This is a genomic window from Lentzea sp. NBC_00516, assembly GCF_036346835.1.
Taxonomy (GTDB): domain Bacteria; phylum Actinomycetota; class Actinomycetes; order Mycobacteriales; family Pseudonocardiaceae; genus Lentzea; species Lentzea sokolovensis.
The window spans coordinates 8,811,857-8,831,432 of record NZ_CP107840.1 but is presented as its reverse complement, the minus strand read 5'-3'; the positions used below and the strand labels follow the sequence as shown (position 1 = coordinate 8,831,432).

General features: G+C 67.6%; 20 protein-coding genes. 12 read left to right on the top strand and 8 right to left on the bottom strand.

Features of this window, described 5'->3' with window-relative positions; genetic code table 11:
- Positions 1-55: 55 nt before the first annotated feature.
- Genes OG205_RS40990 through OG205_RS40975 form a run of 4 tightly spaced genes read left to right on the top strand, consistent with a single transcriptional unit; the run spans position 56 to position 4,029 of the window.
- Positions 56-952, top strand: coding sequence for an alpha/beta hydrolase (locus OG205_RS40990; RefSeq protein ID WP_330273170.1), 897 nt, complete (start codon positions 56-58; stop codon positions 950-952).
- A gap of 34 nt (positions 953-986) precedes the next feature.
- A complete protein-coding gene (locus OG205_RS40985; protein ID WP_330273169.1) occupies positions 987-2,861 on the top strand; it encodes an ABC transporter ATP-binding protein in 1,875 nt (624 codons plus the stop codon).
- Positions 2,858-3,490 (top strand): CatB-related O-acetyltransferase, encoded by a 633-nt coding sequence (locus OG205_RS40980; protein WP_330273168.1) that lies wholly within the window; start codon positions 2,858-2,860, stop codon positions 3,488-3,490. Before OG205_RS40985 ends, OG205_RS40980 begins: the two co-directional genes overlap by 4 nt.
- A complete protein-coding gene (locus OG205_RS40975) occupies positions 3,487-4,029 on the top strand; it encodes a hypothetical protein (protein WP_330273167.1) in 543 nt (180 codons plus the stop codon). Before OG205_RS40980 ends, OG205_RS40975 begins: the two co-directional genes overlap by 4 nt.
- Positions 4,030-4,032: 3 nt before the next feature.
- Here OG205_RS40975 and OG205_RS40970 read toward each other — a convergent pair whose 3' ends face one another.
- On the bottom strand, positions 4,033-4,692 hold the full coding sequence (locus OG205_RS40970) for a hypothetical protein (RefSeq protein ID WP_330273166.1): 660 nt from the start codon (positions 4,690-4,692) through the stop codon (positions 4,033-4,035).
- 96 nt (positions 4,693-4,788) lie between these two features.
- Between OG205_RS40970 and OG205_RS40965 the strand changes: the two genes are divergently transcribed.
- Together OG205_RS40965 and srmL are read left to right on the top strand one after the other, a co-directional pair.
- Positions 4,789-6,669, top strand: a complete 1,881-nt coding sequence (locus OG205_RS40965; RefSeq protein WP_330273165.1) for a patatin — start codon at positions 4,789-4,791, stop codon at positions 6,667-6,669.
- 134 nt (positions 6,670-6,803) lie between these two features.
- Positions 6,804-7,832: a PheS-related mystery ligase SrmL gene (gene srmL, locus OG205_RS40960; protein ID WP_330273164.1), complete on the top strand. Its 1,029-nt coding sequence runs from the start codon at positions 6,804-6,806 to the stop codon at positions 7,830-7,832.
- On the opposite strand, the gene OG205_RS40955 is transcribed toward srmL, so the two are convergent.
- Positions 7,805-8,602 carry an SAM-dependent methyltransferase gene (locus OG205_RS40955; protein ID WP_330278337.1) on the bottom strand — a complete coding sequence of 266 codons (798 nt, stop codon included), beginning with the start codon at positions 8,600-8,602 and terminating at the stop codon, positions 7,805-7,807. The genes srmL and OG205_RS40955 overlap by 28 nt on opposite strands.
- Before the next feature lie 85 nt (positions 8,603-8,687).
- Between OG205_RS40955 and OG205_RS40950 the strand changes: the two genes are divergently transcribed.
- Entirely contained in the window at positions 8,688-9,398 is a 711-nt protein-coding gene (locus OG205_RS40950; RefSeq protein ID WP_330273163.1) for a hypothetical protein, read from the top strand.
- 76 nt (positions 9,399-9,474) lie between these two features.
- Positions 9,475-11,826: an endopeptidase La gene (lon, locus tag OG205_RS40945; protein ID WP_330273162.1), complete on the top strand. Its 2,352-nt coding sequence runs from the start codon at positions 9,475-9,477 to the stop codon at positions 11,824-11,826.
- A 62-nt stretch (positions 11,827-11,888) separates the two neighbouring features.
- Here lon and OG205_RS40940 read toward each other — a convergent pair whose 3' ends face one another.
- The 4 genes from OG205_RS40940 to OG205_RS40925 all read right to left on the bottom strand — a co-directional run bounded on the left by OG205_RS40940 (position 11,889) and on the right by OG205_RS40925 (position 14,087).
- Positions 11,889-12,365 carry an AMIN-like domain-containing (lipo)protein gene (locus OG205_RS40940; protein ID WP_330273161.1) on the bottom strand — a complete coding sequence of 159 codons (477 nt, stop codon included), beginning with the start codon at positions 12,363-12,365 and terminating at the stop codon, positions 11,889-11,891.
- 62 nt (positions 12,366-12,427) lie between these two features.
- Complete coding sequence (locus OG205_RS40935) at positions 12,428-12,898, bottom strand: AMIN-like domain-containing (lipo)protein (RefSeq protein ID WP_330273160.1); 471 nt, start codon at positions 12,896-12,898, stop codon at positions 12,428-12,430.
- Between the two features lie 12 nt (positions 12,899-12,910).
- On the bottom strand, positions 12,911-13,363 hold the full coding sequence (locus OG205_RS40930) for an AMIN-like domain-containing (lipo)protein (RefSeq protein ID WP_330273159.1): 453 nt from the start codon (positions 13,361-13,363) through the stop codon (positions 12,911-12,913).
- Between the two features lie 67 nt (positions 13,364-13,430).
- Positions 13,431-14,087, bottom strand: coding sequence for a polysaccharide deacetylase family protein (locus tag OG205_RS40925; RefSeq protein ID WP_330273158.1), 657 nt, complete (start codon positions 14,085-14,087; stop codon positions 13,431-13,433).
- Between the two features lie 203 nt (positions 14,088-14,290).
- Between OG205_RS40925 and OG205_RS40920 the strand changes: the two genes are divergently transcribed.
- From OG205_RS40920 to OG205_RS40910, 3 genes are all read left to right on the top strand, one after another.
- The gene (locus tag OG205_RS40920) at positions 14,291-14,818 is read left to right on the top strand and encodes a YbhB/YbcL family Raf kinase inhibitor-like protein (RefSeq protein ID WP_330273157.1); all 528 of its coding nucleotides are present in this window, start codon (positions 14,291-14,293) and stop codon (positions 14,816-14,818) included.
- 438 nt (positions 14,819-15,256) lie between these two features.
- A complete protein-coding gene (locus OG205_RS40915) occupies positions 15,257-16,630 on the top strand; it encodes a mycothione reductase (RefSeq protein WP_330273156.1) in 1,374 nt (457 codons plus the stop codon).
- Between the two features lie 63 nt (positions 16,631-16,693).
- Positions 16,694-17,107: a hypothetical protein gene (locus OG205_RS40910; protein WP_330273155.1), complete on the top strand. Its 414-nt coding sequence runs from the start codon at positions 16,694-16,696 to the stop codon at positions 17,105-17,107.
- Here OG205_RS40910 and OG205_RS40905 read toward each other — a convergent pair.
- The gene (locus tag OG205_RS40905; protein ID WP_330273154.1) at positions 17,104-17,508 is read right to left on the bottom strand and encodes a VOC family protein; all 405 of its coding nucleotides are present in this window, start codon (positions 17,506-17,508) and stop codon (positions 17,104-17,106) included. The two genes, OG205_RS40910 and OG205_RS40905, sit on opposite strands and share 4 nt — an antisense overlap.
- A 68-nt stretch (positions 17,509-17,576) precedes the next feature.
- On the bottom strand, positions 17,577-18,752 hold the full coding sequence (locus tag OG205_RS40900) for an MFS transporter (protein WP_330273153.1): 1,176 nt from the start codon (positions 18,750-18,752) through the stop codon (positions 17,577-17,579).
- Positions 18,753-18,869: 117 nt separating this feature from the next.
- On the opposite strand from OG205_RS40900, the gene OG205_RS40895 reads away from it, so the two are divergent.
- Entirely contained in the window at positions 18,870-19,541 is a 672-nt protein-coding gene (locus OG205_RS40895) for a FadR/GntR family transcriptional regulator (RefSeq protein WP_330273152.1), read from the top strand.
- Positions 19,542-19,576: the final 35 nt, after the last annotated feature.

The following is a 19,576-nucleotide window of genomic DNA, read 5'->3' as shown; positions in this document are numbered from 1 at the left end:
CACGATCCGGACAAGGGTGCACGGAATCACGACTGGACCGTTGCAAACTTGCGCGGTGAGCAGCGACGAAGACACCACAGTTCTGCCGTTGCGCGGCGGAGCCTCAGCGACTTTGGTCCGCCGCCGTGCGGTCGCCAATGACCGTGGGGCGATCCTCTACGTGCACGGTTTCGCGGACTACTTCTTCCAGGAGCACGTGGCCGCGCACTACACGGCCCAGGGCTATGACTTCTACGCCGTTGACCTGCGCGGATACGGCCGGTCGCTGCGTGATGGCGAGGTGCCGAACTACACGACCGACATGGCCGTGTACTTCGAGGAGATCGACGCCGCGATCGCCGTCATTCGTGAAGAGCATTCGCGTGTGGTGCTGATGGGGCACTCGACCGGCGGCCTCACCAGTTCGTTGTGGGCGCACGAACGACGCTCCAGCGACCTGATCGACGCGTTGGTGCTCAACAGCCCGTGGCTCGACGTCGTCGAACCGCCGTTCATGCGGCAGGTCGTGAAGCTGATCGGCGGGATCGCGCCGAAGGTGAAGATCCGCGCGAACCTCGGTGAGGCGTACGGGGCCGCGATCCACAACTCGCGCAACGGCGAGTGGGACTTCGACCTGAAGTGGAAGCCCCTGGCCGGCTTCCCGGTGCTGGCCGGGTGGATCCGGGCGGTGCTGCTGGCGCAGGAGAAGGTCCACAACGGACTCGACGTGCGGGTCCCTGTGCTGGTGCTGCACTCCGACAAGAGCATGTTGAACGCTCGCGAGTGGAGCGAGGACGTCTCGAAGGCGGACGCCGTGCTCGACGTCGAGGGCATGCGCAAGTGGGGTCCGAAGATCGGATCATCGGTCAAGGTCGTGGAGATCAAGGCCGGCATGCACGATCTGTTCCTGTCGCCTGAGCCAGTGCGTGCGGCGGCGCTTGCCGAGGTCGACGAGTTCCTGAAAACGGCTTGACCTCGTTGTAGGTCGAGGTTCGAGACTGGTCGTCATGAACATCGACTTCAACGCCTGGTACGCGCTCGAAAGCGCGATGCAGGACGAGAAAAGCCGTCGCGTGAGCCGGGCGACGTTGAAGCGTGTCGCCCGGTTCGCCCACCCGCAACGGCGTGCCGTGTACGGACTTCTGGCCACCTCCTCGGTCGCGGCGGTGCTCGCGGTGGCCTCGCCGGTGCTGGCCGGACGCGTCGTCGACACCATCATCGGCGGCCGCGACTTCGATCTGGTCGTGTGGCTCGCGCTAGCGATCGCCGGGGTGGCGGTGCTGGAGGCCGGGTTCTCGCTGGCCGAGCGGTGGCAGTCGTCGCGCATCGGCGAGGACCTGATCCTGCGGCTGCGGCAGGCCGTCTTCGACCACGTGCAACGGATGCCGATCGCGTTCTTCACCCGCACGCGCACCGGTGCGCTGGTGTCGCGGCTGAACAACGACGTGATCGCGGCGCAGCGGGCGTTCTCCGAGACGATCTCCGGTGTCGTCACGAACGTGATCGCCCTGGTTCTGACCCTGATCGTGATGCTGACGCTGTCGTGGCAGGTCACGGTGCTCGCGATGGTGCTGCTGCCGATCTTCCTGCTGCCGGCTCGGCGGATGGGCAAGCGTTTGGCGTCGATGCACCGCGAGGCCGCGAACCTCGACTCGATGATGACGACCCAGATGACCGAGCGGTTCTCCGCGCCGGGCGCGACGTTGATCAAGCTGTTCGGCCGGCCTTCCATCGAGAGCGCCGAGTTCGGGTCGCGGGCACGGCGCGTGCGCGACATCGGCGTGCGGACGGCGGTGGCGCAGTGGCTGTTCCTCGTGGCGTTGACGCTCGTGTCCTCGCTGGCGTTGGCGCTGGTCTACGGGCTGGGCGGGTACTTCGTGTTCGCCGGGCAGATGGCGCCGGGCACGATCGTGACGCTGGCGCTGCTGCTGACTCGTCTGTACGCGCCGTTGACGGCGTTGGCCGGCGCACGGGTGGACGTGATGACGGCGCTGGTGTCGTTCGAGCGGGTCTTCGAGGTGCTGGACCTGCCGCCGCTGATCAAGGAGAAGCCCGAGCCGGTCGTCGTTCCCGATGGTCCGGTGCGCGTCGAGTTCGCGGACGTGCAGTTCGCCTACCCGTCCGCGGACAAGGTCTCGCTCGCCTCGCTGGAGGAGGTGGCGTCGCTCGACACCCGCGGCGGCGAGGTGATCCTGGGCGGCGTGTCGTTCGTCGCAGAGCCCGGTTCGCTGATCGCACTGGTCGGCGCGTCGGGTGCGGGCAAGTCGACGATCGCGTCGCTGCTGCCCCGCCTGTACGACGCGGACTCCGGCGCCGTCCGGCTGTCCGGTGTGGACGTTCGCGACCTGTCGTTCGACTCGATCCGCGAGACCGTCGGCATGGTGACGCAGGACGGGCACCTGTTCCACGAGTCGATCGGCGCGAACCTGCGCCTCGCGGCTCCGTCGGCCACCGACGAGGAGATCTGGGACGCGCTGACCCGCGCCCGGCTGGCGGACCTGGTGGCCTCGTTGCCGGACCAGCTGGACACCGTGGTCGGTGAACGCGGCTACCGCCTGTCCGGTGGCGAACGGCAACGGCTGACCATCGCCCGGCTGCTGCTGGCCAAGCCCCGCGTGGTGATCCTGGACGAGGCGACCGCACACCTGGACTCGCGCTCGGAGGCCGCCGTGCAGGAGGCGCTGGTCGAGGCGCTCGCAGGCCGGACGTCGCTGGTGATCGCGCACCGGCTGTCGACCATCCGTGCGGCAGACCAGATCCTCGTCGTCGATGCCGGTCAGATCGTCGAACGTGGTACGCATGAAGCGTTGCTGGCCCTGGAAGGCCACTACGCCAAGCTGTACCGCACTCAGTTCAGCGAAGAACCGATCGGAGCACCGTGAGCATCCCCTCGCCCGACAACCTCTACCCGTTGCCGGACTACGCCCGCACGGTGCTGCTCAAGCCGTTGGTCAAGAACCCGCAGATCGAGATCGGCGAGTACACCTACTACGACGACCCGCACCACGCCACGGAGTTCGAGCAGCGCAACGTCCTCTACAACTTCGGCGCCGAGAAGCTCGTCATCGGCCGCTACTGCGCTCTGGCAGAAGGCGTGCGGTTCATCATGTCCGGCGCCAACCACAGCATGGCGGGCGTGTCGACGTTCCCGTTCACGATCTTCGGCGGCGTCTGGGGCGAGAAGACGCTCGACATCGCTCTCGGCGCACCGAGCCGCGGCGACACGGTGGTGGGCAACGACGTCTGGATCGGCTACAACGCCCTGATCATGCCGGGCGTGCGGATCGGCGACGGCGCGATCATCGCCGCCGGTTCCGTGGTGGTGTCGGACGTTCCGGCGTACGGGATCGTGGGCGGGAACCCGGCCGGGTTGATCAAGAAGCGCTACAGCGACTCGGAGATCGAACTGCTGGAACGCATCGCGTGGTGGGACTGGCCGGTGGAGAAGGTGACCGAGCACGTCCGCGTGATCATGGGCGGCACGCCCGCCGAACTCGCGGAGGTCGAATGAGAACGTTGCTGATCACCGGCCCGGTCGGGGTGGGCAAGACGACGATCGCCGAGGCAGTCGGCGCACACCTGGCCAAGTCCGGGAGGCCGGTCGCCGTCGTGGACCTCGACTGGCTGTCGCAGTGCCGGCCCGCGCCCTCCGGCGACCCGTTCCACTTCGAACTGCAACTGAGCAATCTCCGAGCGGTGACGCCCAACTACGCCAATGCCGGCGCGAGTCGCCTCGTGCTCGCGGGTGTCGTCGAGAGCCAGGCCGATCGCGAGCGGTACGCCGAGGCCGTCGGCGGGCCGCTCACGGTCTGCCGGCTGAAGGCGGACCTGTCCGTGATCCACGAGCGGCTCGTCGCGCGGCACCACGACGAGGCGGAACTGAGGTGGCACCTGAACCGCGCCGACGAGCTCGAGACTCTGTTCACGTCGTCATCGATCGAGGACTTCGTGATGGACGCGAACCGGCCGGTGGACCAGGTATCGCTCGAAGTGGGGCTGGAGTGGCTGCTCCGGGAGCCGGCCCAGTTCTACTCCTCGGCGTCGGACTGAACGTCAGATCGGGTAACCGGTCGCGGCGACGTGGTCGGTGACGGCGGCCAGGGTGGTGGCGGGGTTGAGCGCGGTCACGACGTCCGCGGTCAGCGGGAGCCCAGCGTAGAAGTGCCGCACCGCATCGAGGTCGACCAACATCTCGTAGTAGTCCTGCGCCCAGTCCTGGAACGCCTCGGGCGTGCCGTCGGTCAGCAGGGCGAACAGCCAGTCGGCCCCGTCGTCACCTCCATCGGGGAACGCGATGTCTCCGTGCCGCCAGGCGGTGTCGCCGTGCTCACGCCACAAGCACACGGTGAGGTACGGCATGTCGAACTCATCGGAGAACGCCGGTTCCTCCACGCACTTCCGGAACACGTCGGGCACGGTGTCGAGAACACCGGGCCACGGCTCGTCGTCATCGGTGGCGTAAGGACTCATCGGTGACTCGTGGTCGAAGCCGCGCACGTACGCTCCCGCAGCCGTGAACACGATGTCGTACTCGTTGCCCGCGCCGTCCCGCATCGACGCCAACTCCTCGCCAGGCGCCCAAGTGGTGCTGTAGTGGTAGTACCGGTCATCGCTGTCGGGGCTGAGCACGACGTCCAGCGCGGCCATCGCACGGCACAGCGCGCGTAGTTCCGGAATGGCGGGCAGGCGATGGGCGACGTCGTACGCGGTCATGCCGACATCCAAGCAGTGGTCACGAGTGGGGATCGGCCGTATGGCGTCCGAGTGAAATTTCGCGACGGACTGCGCTGATCGCGCGATCATGGGCACATGGAGTACGACCGCTACTGCGACCTGACCATGCGGGGCGGCACGACCAGCGGTGTCGTGTACCCCCTCGCGGTCGCCTCGTTGTCCCGCCACTACGAGTTCAAGCAGATCGGTGGCGCGTCCGCCGGTGCGATCGCCGCGGGGTTCACGGCGGCGGCCGAACGTGGGCGGGCCTCCGGTGGGTTCGAGAAGCTGGCTGGGCTGATCGACTGGTTCACCTCAGGTTCGGGCGCGGAGCGGTGGCGGATGGCTCAGCTGTTCCAGCCCGCCGAGAAGACCCGTGCGCTGTATCGGATCGTCATCGCGTCCATGCAGAAGCGCGAGACGACTGGGCGTAGCGCGATCTCGTGCCTGTTCTTCGCGTTGCTGGGTGCGGTCGGGTTGCGCGCGAAGTCGGTGCTGGCACTGATGGCGTTGTTGTGGCTGGGCGGGCCTGTGCTGTTCTCGGCTTGGCTCGCGCCCTCGGCTTATCCGGGCTGGATCGCGGCACTGGTCGTCGTGCTGGCGGTGGCGTGCCTGGTGATGGTGTTGTGGCCGTTGCGGTCGAGTTTGCCTTGGCCCGCCTGGGTGTTCGCGGCCGTGCCACTCGTTCTGGGGCTGGCGTTCTCGCGGCATTACGCGACAGCGGCGATCGTGCTGCTCGTGTGGCTGGTGCTGTCGCTCGCGGCCGTCAGCGCGTTGATCGTCACGTACGGGTATGCGATGCAGCGGTTCCTGAAGGCCAACGCGACGTCCATCCACTTCGGACTCGTGCCCGGCACCGGCGACTACACGCCGTCGTGGCTCGATCGGTTGGCCGGCGTACCGAAGTCGACGGGCGTGCCGCCGCTGGCCGACTGGATCGCCGACCGGCTGGACGACCTCGCGGGCACGTCCGACGCGTTGACGTTCGGGGACCTCGGCGACATCAACCTCGTGCTGATGACCACGGATCTGTCCGAGGGGCGGCCGTACCGGTTGCCGTTCAAGGAAGAGTGGCAGTACTGCGAGGAGTGCCTCGGCTACGTGTTGCCGAGCCGGGTGGTCGAGCAGCTCAACGGGCTCGAGACGGCCGCCAAGTGCCCGCTGCACGAGTACATGCCGCTGCGGGAACTGCCTCCTCGCGACCAGTTGCCGGTCGTGCTCGCCGTGCGGATGTCGCTGTCGTTCCCCGGCCTGATCGCCGCCGTGCCGCTGTGCCGGGACGGGCGCGTGCACTGGTTCTCCGACGGCGGCATCACCAGCAACTTCCCGATCCACTTCTTCGACGCGCTGCTGCCGCGCTGGCCCACGTTCGGCCTGACCATCCAGCCCTATCCGAACGGCGACAGGACCGACGTGTGGCTGCCGGAGCAGGACGCCTCGGCCTCCGGCACCCCCTACTCGTCCATCGGCTCGGTGCCGCGGTTCCTGGTGTCCATCCTGGACACGTTCCTGGACTGGCGCGACACCATGCAGTCCGCGCTCCCCGGCTACCGCGGCCGCATCGCGCACGTGCGGCAGTCCGACGACGAGGGCGGCTCGAACCTGTTCATGCCGCCCGCCACGATCAAGCGGCTGGCGTTGCGCGGGCAGCAGGCCGGCGACATGCTGCGCGAACGGTTCCAGCAGCAGCGCAACACCGACCGCTACCGCTGGATCCGGCTGCGCATGGCGCTGCGCGAGTACCAGGAGCTCGGCGAGCAGGCAGCCGACCGCGATGCTCTGTACGAGGAGTTGCTGCGGCGGTTCGAGATCCCGGCCGAACTGCACGACTGGTTCCGCACTCCCCCTGCCGACGGTGATCCGTTCCGGGACGGGATCGAGGTCGCGCTGGACCACGTCGGGCGGCTCAAAGACGACGGTCCGTTCGACGGGGTGCCGCCGGTGGATCCGGATTTGCGGCTGACGCCACCCGAGTAGGCGCGCTAGCCTGGGACCCATGACGCGTCGATTTAGCCGCCCCCGACCTGCGTGGGTGGCGCGCGCCTGAAAGACCTTCCCGTCGGTCGGGGGACTCCGCAGTCAGGAACCCAGACCGGAGAACGGGAAACCCCATGTACCGCACCGAAGAACTCGTGCACGCCCTGAACGTCCGCGATCTCACCGATCCCGCGCAGGGCCCGCACGCGATGCAACTCCTCATCGCCGACCTCAGGCAAGCGCTGGACAACCCGCGGGAAGTCCGCCACCACCCGGTCGTCCCGGTAGAGCACAACTACGAACACCTCGGCTACCCGAAAGACGCGATCACCCGGGACGCCCGCTACACCAGGTACGTCAGCGAGACGTGCATGTTGCGCAGCCACACCACGGCGATGATCCCGCCGGCGCTCAAGAACGCGACCCCGGACGTGACGTTGCTCTGCCCCGGCCTGGTCTACCGCCGCGACACGGTCGACCGCCTGCACACCGGCACACCGCACCAGCTGGACGTCTGGCGGATCAGCACCGCGGAGGAGCCGCTCGACGACCTCATCCACACGGTCGTCACGACCCTGTTGCCGGGCAAGCGTTATCGCACGGTCGACGCCCAGCACCCGTACACCACGCACGGCAAGCAGATCGACGTCGAGCACGACGGCGAGTGGGTCGAAATAGCCGAATGCGGAAGGGCCGCGCGGCACGTCGTCAAACACCACCCGCACGGCCTCGCGATGGGCCTCGGACTGGACCGGATCCTGATGCTGCGCAAGGGAATCCCGGACATCCGCCTGCTGCGCAACACAGATCCGCGCATCAGCACGCAGATGCTGGACCTCACCGAGTACCGGCCGATCTCCCGGCACCCGGCCGCGATCAGGGACATCTCGATCATCGCGAACGACGAGGAGGACGCCGAAACTCTGGGCGACCGGATCCGCGCGCTCGTGCCGGAGGACGTCGTCGAGGAGATCGAGATCCTCAGCGAAACGCCATCAGAACAGCTGCCGCCGCACGTCCAGCAGAGGCTGGACACCAAGCGCGGTCAGAAGAACGTGCTCATCCGCGTGACGATGAGGGCGCCGGAGCGCACCCTCACCGACCGCGAGACGAACGAGATCAGGGACAGGCTGCTTCAGGGCTTGCGGCCGACAGCGCCGTAGATGCCCACGTGGGCCTCGTCGAAGGAGTCCGGGCGCCAGTCGTTGACCGCGACGACGCCCGGCTCCAGCATCTCCATGCCGTCGAAGAACCGCGTCACCTCGGCGTGCGTGCGCATGGTGAGCTTGTTGTCCGAGTTGCTGTAGATCTTGGCGACCTCACGGGCCTCGGCGAGCTCCTCCTCGGACAGCGTGTCCCAGGTGGCGTGGGTGATGGCCAGGTACGAGCCCGACGGCAGGTCGGCCATGTACTGGGCGATGGCCTCGTACGGGCTGTCGGTGTCCGCGACGAAGTGCAGCGCGGCGATGACCAGCACACCGACCGGGCGGGAGAAGTCGAGCGTCTCGCGGGCGCCGGCAAGCACCGAGGACGTGGCGCGCAGGTCGGCGAGGATCGCGTTCGCGTTGGGGTTGTCGGCGAGCAGGGCGTTGCTGTGCGAGACGGCGACCGGCTCGAAGTCGACGTAGACGACGCGCGCGTCCGGGTTGTCGTGCTGGGCGATCTCGTGGACGTTGCCCACGGTCGGGATGCCGGAGCCCAGGTCGAGGAACTGGTCGACGCCCTGCGTCAACAGGTGGCGGACGACCCGGCGCAGGAACGAGCGGTTCGCCTGCGCGCTCTGGGCGACGCCGGGGAAGATCTGCTCCACCTGCTTGGCGGCGGCACGGTCGGCTTCGAAGTTGTGCGAGCCGCCCAGGTAGTAGTCGTACATCCGCGCCACGCTCGGGCGGGTGACGTCGACCGTGGACGGGACCCACTTCAGCTCTTCCATCACGTGCGCATCCTCCGTCGTCGCCGCACGGGTGTCCACCACCACACATCCGAACCGGGATGGTTTCGGTCACGTGTGAGAGGACATGCCCTCCAGCACCGCTGAGCTCCACGCGAGGTTCCGCCATCTCAGGGAACGCTCGCCGGTGCACTTCGACGCCGATATCGGTGGCTGGTGCATCACCCGTTACGACGACGTACTGACAGTGCTCGGCCTGGACGCGGGCGACCCGGACCCGTTACCCAAACGGGTGATCACGCACGCCATGAAGGTCGTCCGGCCCGTGGTCACCATGTGCGCCATCGAGTTGCTCGACGCCGACGACGCCACGTTCGCGCAATCGCTCGCGGCCACGGCGGCCAAGGCGTTCACGCTCGCGCACGGCGTGGAAGCGTTCGCCGCCACGTCCCTGGCCACGACGCAGGCGTTCCTCACGAACGCGATGCACGCGCTGCACGATCATCCGGCCCAGGCCGAGCTGCTCAGGAACGAACCGGCGCTCGCGCGGGACGCCGTCGAGGAGCTGCTGCGGTTCGACACCCCGGCTCCCCTCGCTCCCGCCCGCCGGACGCCCCGCCCCGTCGTGCTGAGCGGGCGTACGGTCGAGGCAGGCGAGCTGCTCCTGCCGTTCGTCGCGGCGGCCAACCGGTGCTCGGTGAAATTTCCCGGCGGCGAGCGTCTCGACCTGCGACGCAAGCCCGTGGGCGTGCTGGCCGCGTGCCCCACGAGCACCGCGCTCGCCCGCGTGACCGGTGAGATCGCGCTGGTCAGACGCCTCCGGGCAGCTGCTCGCTGACAGCGAACACGCCAGGGGAACACCACCCCACTCCAGATGGTTGAGCGGTACAGACTCAACTTTGGAGGGTGACGAGATGGGCGAGACTCTGGCCCTGCCGGTACTGCCGCTGGACGACGTCGTGGTGCTGCCTGGCATGGTGGTGCCGATCCGCATCTCCGGTGCGGACGCGAGCGCTGAGGCCCGTGCGGCCGTAGACGCCGCCACGACCGCGGCAAATCATCAAGTGCTCCTCGTTCCACGGCTGGACGGGAAGTACGCAGCAGTAGGCACACTGGCCGAGATCGAACAGGTGGGCCGTCTGCCCGGTGGCGAACGCGCTGCCGTCGTGCGCGGCACCAAGCGCGTGCGCATCGGCACGGGCACCACGGGCCCAGGCGCGGCGCTGTGGGTCAACGCGACGATCGCGGACGACTCCCCGATCACCGACCGGACCCGCGAGCTCGCGAAGCAGTACCGCGCGCTCGTGACGAACATCCTGCAGACGCGTGGCGCTTGGCAGATGGTCGACTCGGTGCAGCAGATCAGCGACCCGTCGGCGCTGGCCGACCTTGCGGGCTACGCCTCCTACCTCGACGACCAGCAGAAGATCTGGCTGCTGGAGACGAGCGACGTCACCACCCGGCTGGAGAAGCTGGTGGAGTGGGGTCAGGCGCACCTGACCGAGCTCGACGTCAACGAGACGATCGCCAAGGACGTCAAGGAAGGCGTCGAGAAGCAGCAGCGCGAGTTCCTGCTGCGCCAGCAGATGGCCGCGATCCGCAAGGAACTGGCCGAACTCGACGGCAAGCCCGCGACCGAGCAGGAGGACTACCGCGCCCGCGTCGAGGCGGCGGACCTCCCGGACAAGGTGGCGAAGGCCGCGCTGGCCGAGGTCGACAAGCTGGAGCGCACCTCCGAGCAGTCACCTGAGGTGGGCTGGATCCGGACGTGGCTCGACACCGTCCTCGAAATTCCGTGGAACGAGCGGACCGAGGACTCCTACGACATCAAGGCGGCACGCGAGATCCTCGACGCCGACCACGCGGGCCTCGACGACGTGAAGCAGCGCATCACGGAGTACCTGGCCGTGCGCAAGCGTCGTGCCGAGCGCGGCATGGGCGTCGTGGGCGGACGTCGTTCGGGCGCCGTGCTCGCGCTGACGGGCCCTCCTGGCGTCGGCAAGACGTCGCTCGGCGAGTCCGTGGCACGGGCGATGGGCCGCAAGTTCGTTCGCGTGGCGCTCGGTGGCGTCCGGGACGAGGCAGAGATCCGCGGTCACCGCCGCACGTACGTCGGCGCGTTGCCGGGCCGGATCGTCCGGGCGATCAGCGAGGCCGGTTCGATGAACCCGGTCGTGCTGCTCGACGAGATCGACAAGGTCGGCTCCGACTACCGCGGCGACCCGACGGCGGCGTTGCTCGAAGTCCTGGACCCGGCGCAGAACCACACGTTCCGCGACCACTACCTGGAGGTCGAGCTCGACCTCTCGGACGTCGTGTTCCTCGCGACCGCGAACGTGCTGGACACGATCCCGGCACCGCTGCTCGACCGCATGGAACTCGTGCAGCTCGACGGCTACACCGAGGACGAGAAGGTCACGATCGCCGGCGGTCACCTGCTGCCGCGCCAGATCGAACGCGCCGGCCTCACGCCTGAGGACATCACGTTCGAGAAGCCCGCGCTGCACCAGCTCGCGAGCGAGTACACGCGGGAAGCCGGTGTGCGGCAACTGGAACGGGCCCTCGCGCGCATCCTGCGCAAGGCGACCGCGAAGGTGGCACTGGGCGAGACGGAGTTCCCGATCACGGTCGACCAGCCGTCGCTCAAGTCCTACATCGGCAGCCCGAAGAACACGCCGGAATCAGCGGAGCGCACCTCCGTCCCGGGCGTGGCAACGGGTCTGGCCGTCACGGGTGTCGGTGGTGACGTGCTGTTCATCGAGGCCTCGCTGGCCCCGAAGGACACCGGCGCGTCCGGCGTCACGCTGACGGGCCAGCTGGGCGACGTGATGAAGGAGTCCGCGCAGATCGCGTTGTCCTACCTGCGTTCGCACGACGAAAGGGCCGCGGCGCTGGCCGACCGGGGAGTGCACATCCACGTCCCGGCGGGTGCGGTGCCGAAGGACGGCCCGTCCGCGGGCGTCACGATGACGACGGCGCTGGCGTCACTGCTGTCCGGCCGCCCGGTGCGCTCGGACGTGGCGATGACGGGCGAGATCTCGTTGACCGGCCGGGTGCTGCCGATCGGTGGCGTGAAGCAGAAGCTGCTGGCCGCTCACCGTGCGGGCATCACGACCGTGCTGCTGCCTCAGCGCAACGAGCCGGACCTGGAGGACGTGCCGGAGTCGGTGCGTGAGCAGCTGACCGTGCACTTCGTCTCGGACGTGGCGCAGGTGCTGGAGCACGCGCTCTCGAAGGAGACCGTCGCCACGACCGTTGCGGCGTAACGGAAACAGACCCCTCGTGGGGGCAGTAGCGGCGACTACTGCCCCCACGAGGCTTTTCGTGTCTACAGGCCAACATCGATGACGAGTCGGTTCGGACTCGTCAACGTGAACACCCGATGCCACGACGCGGAGTTGGCATAACCAACCGCAACTCCCAGCACGGCCTCGAAGTCGCAGGTGAGCGCGACCCCGCGGATGTTGCTCAGGCCAGGCGTCGCGAAGTTCCGCGACCCGGTGTACGTCAGGTTCCCGTTGTCGTCGTGCGCGGCCGCGCCGATCAACGTGACGGCCAGGATCTCCTGGATCCCCGGCCCGGCAACGGTGATCGGGTTCCCGGACGCGCAGTGCGACACGCCGGTGACCTCACGGACCCGGTACTCGGTCGGCAACCCGGACAGGTCCAGCACCATCCGGCTGAAGCCGTTGTGCTGCCCGGTCCTGATGTCCGACAGCGTGGCCGTGCTCTGCGCCGACGCCATCGGCGCCATCGTGAACACCGCCGCCACCGCCACTAGCACCGCGACAAGTCGTCTGTTCATCTCGGCCCCCTCTCAGGGCTCTTCCCACACCCTGAAGACGTGTGACCCAGACCACAGTTGCGTCAGTACGAGTAGATGTCGATGACGACCCGGTCGGGGTTGGTCAGCGTGAAGACCTTGTGCCACGAGTTCGGGTTGTCGTAGCTGACCGCGATGCCCATCGTCGCCTCGAAGTCGCACGTGAAGGCGATGCCCTTAACGTTGGTCAGCCCCTGCGGCACGAAGTTGCGCGGACCGGTGTACGTCGGGTTGTAGTTCTCGTCGTACGACGCGGCACCGAAGAACATCGTCTCCAGGACCTCGTTGCCCGCCATCGGAACCGGGTTGCCCGAGGCGCAGTTCGAGACCTCGGTCGCCTCCCGGGACATCGAGTTGCTCGGCAGCCCGTTCAGGTCGAGCACGACCCGCTCGTACCCGTCGTGCTTGCCGGTACGGATGTTCGTGAGCTCGGCATGCCCCTGCGCCGACGCAACCGGAACGAACGTGAACACCGCGGCCACCGCGAGCAGCACCGCACCAAGACGCTTCTTCACTCGTCTCCCCAGTCAGCTGTTGTTGATGTCGACCACGACCCGCGTCGGGTTGTCCAGGAACGTGATCTTGTACGACAGCCCCTTCGGCGCGTACCCGATCGCGAAGTCCAGGTGACCCTCGAAGTCGCACGTGTTGGTGACGCTCTTGACCTTCGCCAGCCCAGGCGTGTCGAACGCACGCGGCCCGGGATAGTTGTGCGCGTTCGCGGACCGCATGCTCACGACCAGGAACTCGTCGCCCTTGGCCGTGATCGGCTTGCCGGACGCACAGTGCTCCAGCGAGGTCGCCCGGTACTCCGTCACGCTCGGCCGTGGCCCGTTGAAGTCGAACACGACCCGGTCGAACCCGGCGTGCAGCCCGGTCCGGATGGCCGTCAGCTCGTTCCCCTCAGCCGCCGACGCGGCCGGCACGACACCGACCGCCATCCCCACGGCGACAAGCGCTGCTGCTGCGATTCGCTTCATCTCTCCCCCTCTTCACCAGAAAGTCCCCCCGCGCAGGTCACGCGCGACCAGGCCTCCTGGTTGCCCACTACCCCAGAAAGTCCTCCAGCGGCACCGGCGTCAGCCCGTCCTGCTTGGCCCGGTTCAGAAACGCCGTGAAGTCCTCGACGAACGTCGTCCGGAAGTGCATGAGCACGATGTCGCCGCGGTTGAGCTTGTCCCCCTGCTGGAACTGCACGCGCCCGTCGTTGACCGCCGCAGTCCAGTTGACCAGCGCCTTGAACCCGCAACTGGCCGCCGCGTGACGAGTAGTCGCGTCGTAGTTCCCGAACGGCGGCCGGAACAACGTGGGCCGCTTCCCATAATCCCCAGCGAGAAAGTCCGCGTTGCCGCAGATCTCGTTCTTCTGGAACTCCAACCCCTTGCCCTGCAGGTTCGGGTGGTTGGTCGTGTGGCTGTGCACCGTGACGGGCAACTGCTTGAAGTAGTCCTTGTGCCCTTCGGCGTACTTCGTGTTCAGGAAGACCGACGGCCACACCCCGGCCTCGATCATCAGCTCACGAGCCTTCGGATGCTGCACGGCCCCGTCGTCGATCGTGATGAACACGTACGGCTTGTCAGTTTGAATGTGCGTGACGACGGGCACCATCCCGTCAGCGATCGCAGGCGCCTGAGCCTGCACGGTCCCGTACGGATAGGGCGGCTCGAACATCCGCTTGGGCCGCTCGGCCGTAGTGGTCGTCACCGGCGGCACAGACGTGGTCAGCACGGGCCCGCCGGCCCCGGATTCGGGCGCGTCCGCACACGCCACCACTCCGGCAACCAGTAAAAACGCAGCAAAAAGCCGCAACCTCGACATCAAAAATCCCCCTCCACGCGAAAGACGCCGCGCAGGCCGTCATGGTTGCACGGGGATAGGGTCGAAGTGATCACAAAAGGAGGACTCCCATGAGCCTCGAGCGCCCAGTCGCTCCCGACCCCTACCAGCTGCTCCCGCAGGTCGGCACCTTCACCGTCACCTCGACGGACGTGCGCGACGGCGAACAGCTGGACGACGCCCAGGTCTTCGAGGGCGGCAACACCTCACCCCAACTCTCCTGGTCAGGCTTCCCGGAAGAGACCCGCAGCTTCGTAGTCACCTGCTACGACCCGGACGCCCCCACCCCGTCGGGCTTCTGGCACTGGGTGGCCGTGAACCTCCCGGCCACCACCACACAATTGGACACCGGCGCAGGCACCTCAGACGCCACACTTCCGGGTGACGCCTTCCACGTCCGCACCGACTACAGCACCCGAGCCTTCGGCGGCGCCGCCCCACCCAAGGGCGACCACCCACACCGCTACTACTTCGTGGTGCACGCAGTAGACGTAGACAAGCTGGACGTGGACCAGGACGCCTCCCCAGCGGTGGTCAGCTTCAACCTGGCCTTCCACACCCTGGCAAGGGCAATCATCACCCCGACCTACCAGCACTAACAGCAAGCGCCTAATCGCCCGCGATGCCGAAGGCGAGCCGTCTTTACCGCGCGGTCAGGGCGGTGGGGTCCCGTCACGAGTCGCACCACAGCTCTTGCTGCATGTGAGAGGGAGGGTCAAGTCGACACGCTTTTCGTCGACTTGACCCTCCCTCTCACATGTGGCCCGCTCTTGGTTCGGCTCGTGACGGGACCCCACCGCCAACGCAACCCTCAAAGCAACGCGCAGCCGCCCAACGCAACAGGCGTGCCATCAACCCACAGGCGGCGCCACCCCCGATCAGATTGCCGGGGGTCTGGGGGCAGAGCCCCCAGGGGAAGCACGCAAGGCGACCAGCCGCCCGCAACCGGGGAACGCAAACAAAGCCGCGGACCCCGTAAGCCCCACGTAACCCCCAACCAGGGAACACCCCCCACCCAGAAATGGTTGGATCCACACGTGAGGCACTTCGACCTGGTCATCATCGGCACCGGCTCCGGCAACAGCATCCCGACGGACGCCATGGCAGGCTGGCAGATCGCCATCCTGGAAAAGGGGACCTTCGGCGGCACCTGCCTGAACGTGGGCTGCATCCCCACAAAAATGTTCGTCCACACCGCAGACCAGGCCGCAGCCCCGGCCAACGCCAAAAAGCTAGGCGTAGACGCCACGCTGGACGCAGTCCACTGGCCAGAAATCCGCGACCGAATCTTCAACAGGATCGACCCGATCGCGGAAGGCGGCCGAAACTGGCGCGCCAACGAGAACGCGAACGTAACGGTCTACGAGGGCACGGCCAAGTTCGTGAACGCGAACACGATCGACACGGGCACCGGCGAGACCATCACCGCGGACCGGATCGTCGTAGCGGCAGGCAGCCGCCCGAGCATCCCGGACATCGCGGACCTGGACACGACGGGTTTCCACACCAGCGACACGATCATGCGCCTCGACGAGCTCCCCGAGAGCCTGGTCATCGTCGGCAGCGGCTTCATCGCCTCCGAGTTCGCCCACGTCTTCAGCAGCTTCGGCGTCAAGGTCACGCTGATCGCCCGCTCGAACCTGCTCCTGCGCCACGAGGACCTGGAGATCGCCACCCGCTTCACGGACATCGCGAAGCAGAAGTGGAACGTCCTGCTCAACCGCAAGACCACCCGCGCCGAAAAAACGGACGCCGGCGTCAAACTCCACCTGGAGGGCCCCAACGGCGAGGAAACCGTTGAGGCACAACAGCTCCTCATCGCCACGGGCAGGCAGCCCAACAGCGACCTCCTCCAGGTCCAGAACGCCGGCCTCGACACGCACGCCGATGGCCGCGTGAAGGTGGACGAGTACCAGAAGACGTCCCAGCCGCACATCTACGCGCTGGGCGACATCAGCTCGGACTACCAGCTCAAGCACGTCGCGAACCACGAGGCCAAGGTGGTGCGGCACAACCTGCAGCACCCGGACGACCAGATCAAGAGCGACCACCGCTTCGTGCCGGCCGCCGTCTTCTCCAACCCGCAGATCGCGAGCGTCGGTCTCACCGAGGAACAGGCCAAGGAAAAGGACATCCGGTACGTCACCGCGACCCAGGCCTACGCGTCGATCGCGTACGGCTGGGCGATGGAGGACACGACCGGATTCGCGAAGCTGATCGCGGACCCGGCCACCGGACAGCTCCTCGGCGCGCACATCATCGGGCCGCAGGCGTCGACGGTGATCCAGCCGCTGATCCAGGCGATGAGCTTCGGTCTGGACGCGAAGTCCATGGCACGGGGCCAGTACTGGATCCATCCGGCGATGCCGGAACTGGTCGAGAACGCGTTGCTGAACCTGCCGCTGGACTGAAGTCCTTGAACGACAGGACTTCTGCCGCTGCCGCGAACGGCAATCTCCGACCAGGATGCAGCGATGACAGACAAAGTCCTCGTCGCCTACACCTCTGAAGTGGCCGCCACCGACGAGATCGCCCAGATCATCGGCACCGAACTCGCGGGCTGCGGGCTGAGAGTCATCGTGCTCCCGGTCACCGCGGCCGAAACGCTGTACGGGTTCGGTGCCGTGATTCTGGGTGACGCCGCCACACGCGATGCGCATCGGTTCGTGCGGCGGCACAAGGTTTCCCTCAAACACACGCCCGTGTGGTTGTTCCACCGCGGCATTGCCCCGGCACCGAACGACGTCACGCGCATGGCCAGGAAGCTCAACGCCCACGGGCCGATCAGCTTCGGCGGCGACGCACCGGACTGGGATCGGGCGAAGGCGTGGGCCCGTTACCTCGCCGACCAGCTCACGGTGCTGCACCGCGGGTTCGTCTCCAACTAGGCCTGCTGGATCCGGACGGTGTTGCCCGCCGGGTCGCGGAAGACGCAGTTGCGCACACCCCACGGCTGGTCGGCAGGCTCCTGCACGACGTCCGCGCCACCGGACTGAAGCTTGTCGAACGCGCCTTCGAGATCGGGCGTGGACAGGTTGATGAACCCGTACGAGCCGTTCTCGATCATCTCGGCGATCGCGGTGCGCTGAACGTCCGTCAGACCCTCTGCCATGGCCGGCGGTTCCAGCACCACGGCAGAGCCGGAGCCGACAGGCGCGACCGTGATCCACCGCATCGTGCCCTGGCCGACGTCGGCGCGGACCTCCCAGCCGAGCAGGTCGCGGTAGAACGCGAGCGAGGCCTCGGGGTCGGTGTGCGGGAGGAACGTGGTGTGAATGCTGATGTCCATGGCCGCAACGCTAGGACCAGCGAGAACGCGCCGCTTCTCGATTCCTGACCGACTGCCCGACCGACCGGCTAGACGTACCGGGGACGCCCGGCGATCATGCCGAGCACGGTCAGCGCGGCCAGCAGCACCAGCTGCAGCGTCAACGACACTGTCCAGGTGCCGGTGGCCTCGCGCAGCACACCGAACGCGAACGGCCCGGAGGCCGCGATCAGGTAGCCGAGGCTCTGCGCCATGGCCGACAGCCTGGCAGTGTCCGAAGTGGACTTCGTGCGCAGCGACATGATCAGCAGTGCCAGCGGGAACATGCCCATGCCGAACCCGATCAGCACCACCCAGAGTCCGGGTGCGGCGGCGGGTGCCACCAGCATGCCCAGAATCCCGGCGAACGACAGCACTCCCAGCGCCAGCACCACCGGCGCCTGGCTGGAGAACCGGGCGGCGATCGGCGGCACGAACAGGCTCACCGGAACGCTGAGCAGCATCGAGCCGGCGAGCAGCATGCCGGCGGTGTTCCTGTCGACGCCGGAGTCGACGAGCATCGCGGGCAGCCAGCCCATGACGGTGTAGGCGAACAACGACTGCAGGCCGAAGAAGACCGTGATCACCCACGCCAGCGGGCTGCGCAGCAACGACCGCTTCTCGACCGGCGCGGCCGACCGCACCACGGAAGCCGCCTCACCGTGCCGTGCCGCGGCGAACCACACGACCACCGCACCGGCCGACAACAACGCCCACGCGCCGACGGCCGGCCGCCAGGAGCCGAGCCAGTCCTCCAGCCGAGGAGTCAGCGCCGCGGCCAAAGCCGCACCAGCGGCGAGCGCTCCCGTGTACACGCCGGTGATCAGGCCGACCTTGTTCGGGAAGGACGCCTTCACCACCACCGGGATCAGCACGTTGGACACCGCGATGCCCGCACACGCGACAAAGGTGCCGCCCAGCACGACCCACGGACCGTCGATCACGCGCAGCACCAGGCCGAGCGTGAGCACCCCCAACGACAGTCCGATCGCACGAGCCATGCCGAGGCGGCGACCCAGCCAGGGGGCCGCGAAGGCCGCGAAGCCGAAACAAAGCGCCGGAACGGCCGTCAGCGCACTGGTCCAAGCGGCCGAAACCCCAAGGGCGGCGCGGACATCACCGAGCACCGAGGCCAGACTGGTCACCGCAGGGCGGAGATTCGCGGCAGCGAGGGCGACCCCGATCGCGAGCAACGCGGACCCGACCAGCGGAACGTGACGATTCATGACGACCGTCACCCTGCGACCTGGATCGGTGGCAGTCTGTGCGGCAAGAGTCGTCTGCTTCATCGTCACGGGCACCACTATCGCAGACGTAGGATGTTCGGATGAAAGGATGACGCTGTGCCGTTGGCCACTACCCGACGGGCGGGCCTCGTCGACCAGGTGATCGAGCAGATGCGTAGCGCGATCACGACTGGTGAATGGCCCGTCGGGCAGCGCATCCCGCCCGAGCCCGAGCTGGTCACCGCGCTCGGGGTGGGTCGGAACACGGTCAGAGAGGCCGTGCGCGCGCTTTCCCACGCCGGACTGCTGGAGGTGCGGCAGGGCGACGGCACGTTCGTCCGCGCGACCAGCGAGCTCTCCGGCGCGGTCCGCCGCATGTGCGGGACGGAACTGAAGGAGGTGCTCCAGGTCCGCCGCACCCTCGAGATGGAGGGCGCACGCCTGGCCGCGAAGCACCGCACGGACGCCGAACTGACGCGCCTCACCGAGTTGCTGCAGAAGCGCGACACGGCGATGGAGGCCGAGCAGTGGGCCGAGGTGATCGAGCACGACACCGCGTTCCACGTGCTGCTCGTGCAGTGCTCGCACAACGCGCTTCTAGCCGAGCTCTACCAGGGCTTGACCGAGGCCGTCAAAGCTTCGGTGGCGGCCTCTGTCGACACCAGCCAGCCTGGTACCGACCAGGTGTCGCACACCGGGCTGCTGCACGCGGTCCGGGACGGTGACCAGGAGAAGGCGGCGATCGAGGCAGGCGGTTTCTTCGAGGAGCTGATCGAGAAGTTCTGCTGAACCGCGGACAATGGCTGTCCGCATGAGCTCATAGC

Coding starts and splice junctions, on each gene's coding strand:
- OG205_RS40985 (WP_330273169.1), top strand. CDS start 987: ATGAACATCGACTTCAACGCCTGGTACGCGCTCGAAAGCGCGATGCAG.
- OG205_RS40975 (WP_330273167.1), top strand. CDS start 3,487: ATGAGAACGTTGCTGATCACCGGCCCGGTCGGGGTGGGCAAGACGACG.
- OG205_RS40970 (WP_330273166.1), bottom strand. CDS start 4,692: ATGACCGCGTACGACGTCGCCCATCGCCTGCCCGCCATTCCGGAACTA.
- OG205_RS40965 (WP_330273165.1), top strand. CDS start 4,789: ATGGAGTACGACCGCTACTGCGACCTGACCATGCGGGGCGGCACGACC.
- srmL (WP_330273164.1), top strand. CDS start 6,804: ATGTACCGCACCGAAGAACTCGTGCACGCCCTGAACGTCCGCGATCTC.
- OG205_RS40955 (WP_330278337.1), bottom strand. CDS start 8,602: ATGGAAGAGCTGAAGTGGGTCCCGTCCACGGTCGACGTCACCCGCCCG.
- OG205_RS40950 (WP_330273163.1), top strand. CDS start 8,688: ATGCCCTCCAGCACCGCTGAGCTCCACGCGAGGTTCCGCCATCTCAGG.
- lon (WP_330273162.1), top strand. CDS start 9,475: ATGGGCGAGACTCTGGCCCTGCCGGTACTGCCGCTGGACGACGTCGTG.
- OG205_RS40940 (WP_330273161.1), bottom strand. CDS start 12,365: ATGAACAGACGACTTGTCGCGGTGCTAGTGGCGGTGGCGGCGGTGTTC.
- OG205_RS40930 (WP_330273159.1), bottom strand. CDS start 13,363: ATGAAGCGAATCGCAGCAGCAGCGCTTGTCGCCGTGGGGATGGCGGTC.
- OG205_RS40920 (WP_330273157.1), top strand. CDS start 14,291: ATGAGCCTCGAGCGCCCAGTCGCTCCCGACCCCTACCAGCTGCTCCCG.
- OG205_RS40910 (WP_330273155.1), top strand. CDS start 16,694: ATGACAGACAAAGTCCTCGTCGCCTACACCTCTGAAGTGGCCGCCACC.
- OG205_RS40905 (WP_330273154.1), bottom strand. CDS start 17,508: ATGGACATCAGCATTCACACCACGTTCCTCCCGCACACCGACCCCGAG.
- OG205_RS40900 (WP_330273153.1), bottom strand. CDS start 18,752: ATGAATCGTCACGTTCCGCTGGTCGGGTCCGCGTTGCTCGCGATCGGG.